Origin of the sequence: uncultured Methylovirgula sp. (assembly GCF_947646745.1) — a bacterium.
Classification (GTDB): Bacteria; Pseudomonadota; Alphaproteobacteria; order Rhizobiales; family Beijerinckiaceae; genus Methylovirgula.
Window position 1 is genome coordinate 1 of sequence record NZ_CANSHK010000065.1, and the last position, 9,191, is coordinate 9,191.

9 protein-coding genes are annotated in these 9,191 nt (G+C 57.8%); 6 read left to right on the top strand and 3 right to left on the bottom strand.

Going from position 1 to position 9,191, the window contains the following annotated elements:
• Positions 1 to 269: 269 nt before the first annotated feature.
• The 3 genes from Q0025_RS14330 (at position 270) to Q0025_RS14340 (ending at position 3,637) form a co-directional block, all read left to right on the top strand.
• Complete coding sequence (locus Q0025_RS14330; protein ID WP_297300297.1) at positions 270 to 1,325, top strand: sigma 54-interacting transcriptional regulator; 1,056 nt, start codon at positions 270 to 272, stop codon at positions 1,323 to 1,325.
• Positions 1,326 to 1,437: 112 nt separating this feature from the next.
• Positions 1,438 to 2,943, top strand: a complete 1,506-nt coding sequence (locus tag Q0025_RS14335) for an ATP-binding protein (protein ID WP_297300298.1) — start codon at positions 1,438 to 1,440, stop codon at positions 2,941 to 2,943.
• Positions 2,936 to 3,637 carry a response regulator gene (locus tag Q0025_RS14340; protein WP_297300299.1) on the top strand — a complete coding sequence of 234 codons (702 nt, stop codon included), beginning with the start codon at positions 2,936 to 2,938 and terminating at the stop codon, positions 3,635 to 3,637. The genes Q0025_RS14335 and Q0025_RS14340 overlap by 8 nt, the downstream gene beginning before the upstream one ends.
• A 52-nt stretch (positions 3,638 to 3,689) precedes the next feature.
• Here the strand turns inward: Q0025_RS14340 and Q0025_RS14345 are convergent, their stop codons facing one another.
• On the bottom strand, positions 3,690 to 5,246 hold the full coding sequence (locus Q0025_RS14345) for a hypothetical protein (RefSeq protein WP_297300300.1): 1,557 nt from the start codon (positions 5,244 to 5,246) through the stop codon (positions 3,690 to 3,692).
• Between the two features lie 478 nt (positions 5,247 to 5,724).
• On the opposite strand from Q0025_RS14345, the gene Q0025_RS14350 reads away from it, so the two are divergent.
• Both Q0025_RS14350 and Q0025_RS14355 read left to right on the top strand, forming a co-directional pair.
• Complete coding sequence (locus Q0025_RS14350) at positions 5,725 to 7,161, top strand: UbiA family prenyltransferase (protein WP_297300301.1); 1,437 nt, start codon at positions 5,725 to 5,727, stop codon at positions 7,159 to 7,161.
• Positions 7,073 to 7,642: a GtrA family protein gene (locus Q0025_RS14355; RefSeq protein ID WP_297300302.1), complete on the top strand. Its 570-nt coding sequence runs from the start codon at positions 7,073 to 7,075 to the stop codon at positions 7,640 to 7,642. Before Q0025_RS14350 ends, Q0025_RS14355 begins: the two co-directional genes overlap by 89 nt.
• A gap of 36 nt (positions 7,643 to 7,678) precedes the next feature.
• On the opposite strand, the gene Q0025_RS14360 is transcribed toward Q0025_RS14355, so the two are convergent.
• Positions 7,679 to 8,179: a CAP domain-containing protein gene (locus tag Q0025_RS14360; RefSeq protein ID WP_297300303.1), complete on the bottom strand. Its 501-nt coding sequence runs from the start codon at positions 8,177 to 8,179 to the stop codon at positions 7,679 to 7,681.
• A gap of 337 nt (positions 8,180 to 8,516) precedes the next feature.
• On the opposite strand from Q0025_RS14360, the gene Q0025_RS14365 reads away from it, so the two are divergent.
• Complete coding sequence (locus tag Q0025_RS14365) at positions 8,517 to 8,735, top strand: hypothetical protein (RefSeq protein WP_297300304.1); 219 nt, start codon at positions 8,517 to 8,519, stop codon at positions 8,733 to 8,735.
• On the opposite strand, the gene Q0025_RS14370 is transcribed toward Q0025_RS14365, so the two are convergent.
• Positions 8,717 to 8,968: a hypothetical protein gene (locus Q0025_RS14370; protein WP_297300305.1), complete on the bottom strand. Its 252-nt coding sequence runs from the start codon at positions 8,966 to 8,968 to the stop codon at positions 8,717 to 8,719. The two genes, Q0025_RS14365 and Q0025_RS14370, sit on opposite strands and share 19 nt — an antisense overlap.
• Positions 8,969 to 9,191: the final 223 nt, after the last annotated feature.

The window sequence follows — 9,191 nt, forward strand, 5'->3', positions numbered from 1 at the left end:
GGGTCACCTTGCTCGCCTACCTGCCGCTCTATTGGTACCGAAAGATGGAAGACCGTCGCAAACCCGCGATCGAAGGAAGCGTGACATAGCGGTTCAAGGTACTGGATCCGTTGCGGCCGTAAGTTTCGGCCGCGACGGCATGGCCCCAACTTGTGCTGGCTCTGCGGTAGCCAGCATCCTTTTTGGAGCAGCTCTTGTCGCTGAATAACCGAAAACGGGGGCGTTCGCCGCCAGCGCCTAAGCTACTAAATCGTAGGTTCGGATGACCGATGAGCACGGCGCAAACAAGGAAATGCCTTGTCAGCGAAGACTTAATTGACGCAGCGGCGTTCGCAGGCTGCGCGCCGGAAACACTGGAGAAGGCGGGACGTTCAGATCTGCCTGCCATGATCAGCGGCGGTAGCGGGCGCGCGAAGGAGGTTATCGCCAGAGCGCTGCATAATTGTAGCCCTCGATCTCAGGGGCCATTTGTGATTCTGAATGCCGGATTGATTCCGGCGGATGCCCTCGAAGCCGAGCTCTTCGGTGAAGATGTCACGCCCTTCCAAGAGATGCCCTCGGGGGCGCTTAAACGGGCGCGTGGCGGAACGCTGTTTTTGGACGAAATCGGCGAACTGCCTCCGCCCTCGCAATTCCGGCTTCTCCAACTTTTACAGACATTCTCGAACGAACGCTTAAACAGTCGCTCAGATGGTGTGCGACTCATTTCGGCGTCTAAGAGGGATATTTCTTCGCTCTTAGAGGAGAAGCGGTTTCTCAAAGAATTATTTTTCGAGATAAGCGTCATCCCTTTTCGCATTCCACCGCTTTCCAGTCGCCCGAATGATGTCGATCGGCTCCTCAGTTTTTTCTTCGCCAGCGCGGCGGGCGAAGGCCTTCCTCGCAAGGACATCGGACCGGAGGCGATCGAATGTTTAAGGCGATACGATTGGCCAGGGGATCTTAGAGAATTGGAGAGCGTTGCCTGGAGGCTCGTCGCTCTCTATCCTCAGACATCGGTAACGCCTCAAATCGTCGCTCAAGAGCTGTCGCACGGCAAGGCTATCGACACGAATCATCTGGCGGGCGGAGAGAATTTAAGTGGCTTTCGCCAGATTGTGGCGCAATATTTGGCGGACCTATTTGACGAATGCGATCCGGAACTTCCAGCCGACGGTCTCTATTGGCGTATCCTCGAAGATTTGGAACAGCCTCTCATTTCGGCCGCTCTTTCGGCCACACGGGGAAACCAAATTCGAGCTGCAAAGCTGCTCGGACTCAATCGCAACACCTTGCGTCGAAAGGTGCGGGATCTGGACCACATAACGATCCGATGGACAAGGTAGCGTTTCGACATGGACGGCAACGGGCGCACTTAAAGCGAACACATTGAGGTGCGGCCAAATCCGGGGCATGGGCATGGAGATCTCTCTGAGCTCCCCAGCAATCATGAGGCGATTGATCGACACGCTGGGGGAAATTCCTCACGTGCGCGCACTGACTCTGACGACCATTGCCTGCGCGCTGACAACGCTGCTCGCGATTTGCTTATTCCGAGTATTTGATGCGCCGAATTTAGTCGCGCTCTTCATATTGACAGTGGTGATGGCTTCTCTCCGATGGGGACGCCTCGCAGGGCTTTGGTCGGCCTTTTTAAGCGTTGTGGGCTTTGATTTTCTCTTCATCCCGCCACGGCTGTCTTTTGCGATCACCGACACTCAATACTTTTTCACATTCGCGTTGTTTGTTCTTATGGCGCTGATCGCCAGCGACGTTGGCGGCAGGCTTCGGTTGGACGCCAAGATTGCGCGCGCCGGGGAGCGCCGCGAAACCGCCGTGGCGCGCGTCGCGAACGATCTTTCGGGCGCAAGCAAAATCCAACAGATCGCGGCAATCTGCACAGAGACGTTTGCGCCTTTATTTGACGCCGAGGTCATCTTGCTATTGCCCGACGCGGACGAGCGCCTTCAGCCGTACGCGACCGGCGAGTTTGGCGACCTGCACGTCGCACAATGGGCTTATGATCACGTTCTTCGGGCCGGCGCTGGCGCGCAATCGCTCAGTGACGCAAGCGTATTGTGCCTGCCTTTGAAGGCGCCGATCCGCTGCAGGGGCGTGCTGGCCATAAGGCCGCGGAGCCAATCTGTTTTGGGAAACGATGAAAGACGCTTTCTCGATGCCTGCTGCTCTTCGATTGCGTTGGCGTTAGAGCGAATCCACTTCGTCGACATCTTCCAGCAGACCCTCGTCCGCATGGAAGGCGAGCGATTGCGAAATTCGCTTCTCTCAGCGATATCGCATGACCTGAGAACACCTCTGACCGTCATTCACGGCCTTGCGGAAACACTAGAAACAACCAAGGGGCTTTCGGCAAACGACAGGACAGAAATCGCCGGAGCAATTCGCAACGAGGCGGAAGAATTACAACAATTGGTCACCAACCTCCTCGATCTCGCGCGCATCCAAGGCGACGGGGTGAAGCTGGACAAGCAATGGCATTCGGTCGAAGAAATCGCCGGCATCACCCTCAACCGGCTGGCTCCGGCACTTACGAATTATCAGATCAGGACGCGTTTCCCGAACGACCTACCGCTGGTCGAGGTCGACGCTTATTTGTTCGAACGCGTTCTGTTCAATCTCTTGGATAATGCGCTAAAATATGCCGCCAAGGACGCCGATATTTCGATCGGGGCGGAAGCCGACGACCATTCGATTTGCTGTTTTGTGGAGGATAATGGACCCGGACTTCCGCCCGGCGATGCGGAACGATTGTTCGAGCCATTCACCCGGGGGAAGATGGAATCGGCGATTTCGGGGGTCGGGCTCGGTCTCGCACTATGCCGCAACATCATTGCCGCCCACGGTGGCACAATTCGAGCCGCACCAAACCAACCGTCCGGAGCGCGGTTTGAGATTTGCTTGCCACGTGGTTCGGCGCCAAAATTTGAGATGGACGATGCATAAACCGCGCATTCTGATCGTCGAAGACGAGGCGCATATTCGTCGCTTCGTTAAAATCGCCCTCGAAAAAGGCGGAATGACTATCAATGAAGCCGATTCCGTCGAGGCCGCCCTGATCGATTCAGCCTGCCGCGATCCGGAATTGGTCATCGTGGATCTCGGGCTTCCCGATGGCGACGGAAAGAACTTGATCCGCGAGCTTCGGTCGTGGTCGGAGGTGCCAATCGTGGTCCTCTCGGCGCGGGAGCACGAAAGGGAGAAAGTCGAGGCGCTTGATGCGGGGGCCGACGATTACCTCACCAAACCTTTCGGAGTTCCCGAGCTCTTGGCGCGTGTGCGCGCACAGCTTCGTCGAATTGCCCGCATAAATCCAGCGGGGAGCGCATCGCCCCGGCTTCGCTTTGGCGATGTTCGAATCGATATGGCCACGTGTGAGGTGAGCAAGGGAGATGCGCTCGTTCACCTGACGAGAACCGAATTTCGCCTGCTGGCCGCGCTCGCAAAAGGCGAAGGAAAAGTTTTAACCCATCGCCAATTGCTCGAAGACGTCTGGGGAACCGGCTGCGCCGACCGTCTGCACTATCTCCGCATCTACATGGCCAATCTTCGACAGAAATTGGAAGATGATCCGGCACGACCGAAACATTTCATAACAGAGCTTCAGGTCGGTTATCGGCTCATGGGTCTTGAAGATTGAATTGAGGCCGCGAACAAAAGGTCGAGCGGATAGGATCGCGCCCTCAAAAGCATCAGCTTCGATTGCGTATCCAGATCGCCCAGCACGCGGTCAGATCGTGTTCGACGAAGCTGGCTTCGAGGGCCGGTCGAAAAAGCTGATCGAGATCGGAATAACTTTTGTCGGCGTTGCAACGGCGCATGAAGGCGGCATCGACGTTACGCAGATAATATTGCATATCCGCCACCGAAGGCGAGCCGAAGGTGCGTCCGGTCTGCTGCCAAAGATTGGTTCCGATCGGCGAGCGGGCGTCGAGGATGCGTGCGAAATAATCGACACTTGCAATCGTCATCACGCGCGTCGAACCCGTCACAAATTTTTGCCTGCGCGCGGCATCGGCGGCTTCGTCCACCGATTGAGCGAGATCGACAAAGGCAGCCTCGTTCAAAATCGGCGCCGCCGCGAAAAAAGCCTGCGGCGGATGTGGTTCGTTCGAAATGCGTTTGAGGTCATTGGCGACCGCGAGAGTCTCGGGCGCGACGACAGTGCCCGGCAAGAGGCGCGCTACGGCCGCATCGATGCGAGCATGAGGCGCGTCGCGAACCGCAATCCAAACTGTAGAATATATAACGCCGCCGAGCCAAGGCCCTAGAATGGCGAAGGCTATCCCCGCCTTGGCTGCGGCAATGCCTGCGGCCGACGTCCGCAGCCGTGGAAGCGGTGCCAACAGCAGAGCCGTCGCCGCGACCAGCAGCAGGCCGCCGGTGTCCTGGCTCTCGGACGCCAATGTACCAAGGGTGATCAACGCAATGAGCAGGGGAGCGCGCCAGCTTCGCATCATAACGATGGGGCGTGCGCGAAAAGCGCCTCCCGCATGCCCGCTTCTTGGCGCGACGAAAAAAGCAAGGACGCCGAGCGCCAACAGTCCGGGCAAGGATTTTAGAATGACGGATAGGGCAGCATAGGCGATGCCGCCTTTGTTGAGGGCGGCCATCGTGCGGATGTCGTGGATGTAGGCGCTTGGCAAGTGTGTCGTGATCTCCAGCGCGGCAATCACCAGCAAGAGAATGACGCCGGCGCGCAACGCGAGATTTCGCTTGACTGGCGACAGGATGGCCATCAGTCCGAAGACGCCGAGGCCCACCACGAATCCCGTGACTTTCGTCGCGAACATTGCGAGGAGCAAATAGGCTATGATGCTTGCCGCCGCCCAATTTCGCCGCAGTGGCGTCACCGCCCAGACAAAGCTGAGAAAGAGCAGCGCGGCGGTGAGCCGGTTGTAACCCCCGTAATAGTCGAAATCAGATGCGCTTTCATTTCCGAAGAGAAACGGAAAGAGCGTGGCGACCGCGACGACCCCCACGATATAGACTGCGCGCCAGGCGCTTGTCTGTCTGCTCGCGAGATAGAGCGCAGGTGGCAGCGCGGTCAGCCATTGCGTCATTTGATAGGTAAGAAACGGTGCGATCGAAGTCGAAAGCTTCAGCGCAATCCAGCCCTGGACGAGCGGCCAGGCGCCATGCGGCACCGAAAAATCGCGGTGCGGCCATTGGCCCTGCGCAATGCGATAGCCGCCATCGAGGATCGCAACGAAGTCGCCGGCATAATGACCTAGAGGCACATGCTTCACGGCGAAAAGCATTGCTGCGGCGGCAAGCGTTACCCCAACCGCGACAGCGACGGCGATCAGTCGAACACGTGCGTTCCTAACGCCGCTGTCGCCGTTCTTGGACCGTATTGCAATCGCTTCGGACATGATCCCTTTCGGCAAAAATTGTCTATAATGACGCCAGGAACGAAAACGAATTCGTCGTGTAATGCGCCTGTTCTCAGGCAGCCGAACAGCGCCGAAACTGGCATTGCGAAGTAAATTGGTAGTGAAGGTGTCTGCAATATCATTGGTTTCCGCCGAAGCGGAAAGCCAGTAGGGTTAACGTTGATTATAATTTGAGATGTATAGGGTGGCCGTCTAAGACACGAAGTGGTCGGCGCGAGCCCGAATGGAATTTCCGCCATGAGGCCCATTCAATCGCTCGAGCAAGTCTTTGCGCAACGTTTCCATGCAAACCAAGCCGGACTTTGACGACGCGTGCAGCGAGAGTGGGGTCATGCTGGATCACGATCTGGCAATCCCTTTGGTCATCGACCTCGATCAGACCCTTCTGGCCACGGATACTTTTCATGAATCGCTGCTCTTGTTTCTCAGGCGCCGGCCGGCGGAAGCTTGGAAAGTGCCGGGCTGGATCTTCTCCGGACGCGCTATCGTGAAACACCGCGTGGCGGAAGCCGTAACGGACGACGATGCGGCTTTCTTTCCGGCTCGCCGGGGGCTCGTCGCGCTGGCTGAGAAGGAGGCCGCGCGCGGCCGCAAAATCGTGCTGGCGACGGCGGCTGATTATACGATCGCCGAAAGAATCCAACGCCGGTTTCCCTTCATCCAAGAGCTCATCGCGACGTCGGAGGGGCAAAACCTCAAAGCTGCGGCCAAGGCCGAAGCTGTCGCCGCGCGATTTCCGGATGGTTTTGTCTACGCTGGCGATTCGAAGGCCGATCTCCCCGTCTGGAGCCGTGCCATCGCGGCTATTTTTGTCGGCCACTCCGCCGCTTTGGAGCGGGAAATCCGCAACCGAACCAGTCTCGCTGCGGTTTTTCCGACAAAGCCCGCGGGTTTTCGGACGCTTCGCCGCGGTTTACGGCTGCACCAATGGGCGAAGAATGCGCTTGTTTTCGTGCCGCTCGTCCTCGGCGGCAAAGCGCATGATCCGACGGCCTGGCTCTGCGCTCTCGGGGGGTTCCTGGCGTTAAGTCTGCTTGCCTCAGCGAATTATGTTCTCAACGATCTTTCGGATCTTTCCGAAGACCGGCGGCACTGGTCGAAGAAGTCACGGCCGATTGCGAGCGGAGATCTGTCCGTCGCTTTTGCGATTTCCTTCGCTGTCTCCGCGGGGTTGTGCGCCTTTGGAATTGCAGCGCTTATCGGCACCGCCTGCGTCTTCGTCCTGGCGCTCTACCTCGGTATCAGCCTGGCCTATTCCGTATGGCTCAAACGCCAGCCGCTTGTCGATATTTTCGTTCTCGCGTCGCTTTTCACGATTCGCCTCGGTCTCGGCGTTATCGTCAGCCATGTCGTCTTCTCGCCGTGGCTGTTCGTCTTCTCGATGTTTATTTTTCTGTCGCTGTCCGCCGCCAAGCGGCAGACGGAGATCACCCGTATGGTCGCGCATGGGCTGCAGGAGACGCCAGGACGCGGCTACCGTGCCGATGATCGCGAGCTCGTTCTGGCAGTCGGTGTCGGAGCGATGCTTGCGACAATCCTGGTGATGGTCATTTATCTTGTCGAGGAAGCCTTCCCAGCGGGTTTTTATAAGCAACCCTATTTCCTTTGGGGATTTCCGATCGTCCTCTTTTTATGGCTCGCGCGAATCTGGCTCCTGTGCCACCGCGGCGAGTTATACGATGATCCCGTCGCATTCGCGCTCAAGGATAAGGCGAGCCTTCTGTATGGAGGGATCATGGTCGCCTTATTTGTCGCGGCATTGGTTTAGGATGCGCGATATGGATATGGATGCACAAAGTATCTCCGGCCGGTTTCGATTGCGCGCATTGGCGGACAGTCTTTCCGGACAAGGATCGTCAGGGCATGGCCTGAGATTTTTGATCGCCGGCGGTTTCGCCGCTTTAGTCAATTGGCTGATACGCTTTCCTTTATCGACAATCCTGCCATTCGATATTGCCGTGGCGATTGCTTATGCCATCGGAATGGTCGTCGGTTTTACGCTCTATAGCCGTTGGGTTTTCGCGCCCACGACGATACCGCTCGCCAGCCAGATCGTTCGATTTATCGCCGTTAATGCGGCAGGCGCCATCGTCGTCATCGTCGTAGCGCCCGAATTCGCTTCGCTCATCGCCAAGAGCGGCGCGACAGAATCATTTGCCTTAGCGGCCGGTCACGCGGCCGCGATCGCAGTCGGCGCGGCGGTCAACTATTCAGGCCATAAATTCATTACTTTTGCTGCCTCCGCCTAGGCACGCTCCCGTCGCGGCCGCCCCTCGATGGCGCCGTTAATTGCTCATATCAAGCGCCCAGAAGACGAGATAGCGGGTGCCGGGGGCATAGGCCGTCGCAATACCAAGGCGGCTCATCTTGGGTGCTATCAGATTGGCATTGTGCGCTCGCGAATTGCGCCAGCCGTCCAGCGCCGCGGGCAGCGAAAAATATCCGGCCGAGACATTTTCGACGGCGGTGGCTTGCGCAAGATGCGCGGCATCGAAGCGCTCGGTAAGCGTGCCGGCGATCGTGTGACTGAGAACATTATGGGCTGCCATGGCGTTCGCCTGCGCTTGCGCCAATTTTTGCAGGACCGGATCGGGCGTGACGGCACCGAGGCCTTGCGCCTCGCGATATTGCGAGATCAAGCGGGCGGCTTCAACCGGATCGACATGCACTTGGCGCGCGGCACGCTCCCTTGCGCCCGCGCTCAGGGACGGCACGCTAGGCGGCGGTGCGGCCGTCGGTGTCGCGACGTTTGTCGCGCAGGCCGCGAGCAGCAGCGGCGTAGCCAAGATAAGCGCGCGATGAGAGAAGGCTGACATAGGGGAGGGATCAAGGGTGGGGACAGCGGTGGGGACAGCGCGCGGCAGGTTTAGCCGGTGTTCGTTTTCTTGCCCAGCCCTCTGGTGCCAAAGATTTTGCGGCGTGGGAATTTTGCCCGTGGGCGCCAAAGGGCTTTTTTGCATCGACAAAACTTGCGTGTGTCGTTGCAGATGCCATCGATATGTCCGCGCCGGCCGTGCTATAAGATTCGCGGCGAAACATTGCGCAATCCGTCGCGCCGTGGAGCGCCGGCATGCATTTCGCAGCGCGTCGATTTTTAGGTGCAAATTATATTATGGGGTTGTTATGCCGAACGTCTATATTGAGGCGCGGCCCAAGGGGCGTCCCGAAGGAACGCGGATTGATGATTATGTGGTGGAAGACGGTGCTGACTGTATTCTAGTCACGCGCACGACACAGCACCAAGCCATCGCCTGGGCGAAAAAGAACGGTCATCGTCCGTTGGTTGCGCGTGTGCGCCATCTGAACGACAAGATGAACCCGGATCACTGGCGCTCGGCTTGATCAGCGAATTGCTCGATTTCGACCTGGTCGCCGTAGTAATACGGATCATCGGTCAGATCGGTCGCCAGCGCCCTGATTGCGGCGCGCAAATTATCCGCCATTTTATATTGAGGCGAGTTATGACCTTTCGATGCGCCATAGAGCCGCGAAAGGGAAAGTGAACGGCCCATTGATTTAAGTAGCTCCGTCCGTTCGGCGTTGCCGAAGCCAGCAGAAATCGGGCTCTTCGCCATGGCAGTTCATTCCTCTTAAATCGATTCGAACGCTTGAAAATCTGATCGCTGCGGACGTTTCGCTGCAGCGGAAGGACAAAAAACGCCTCTCTCAATTGACCCAAAGCGCCAAACGTTTCGGGCCCGCAATCGGAATTGAAGCCGAGTCCTTCCGGTCAAAGAGCCGTGCAGATAGCGACCTGCGTTCGGTTTTGGACCTTCAGCTTCTTCATGATGCGATGGA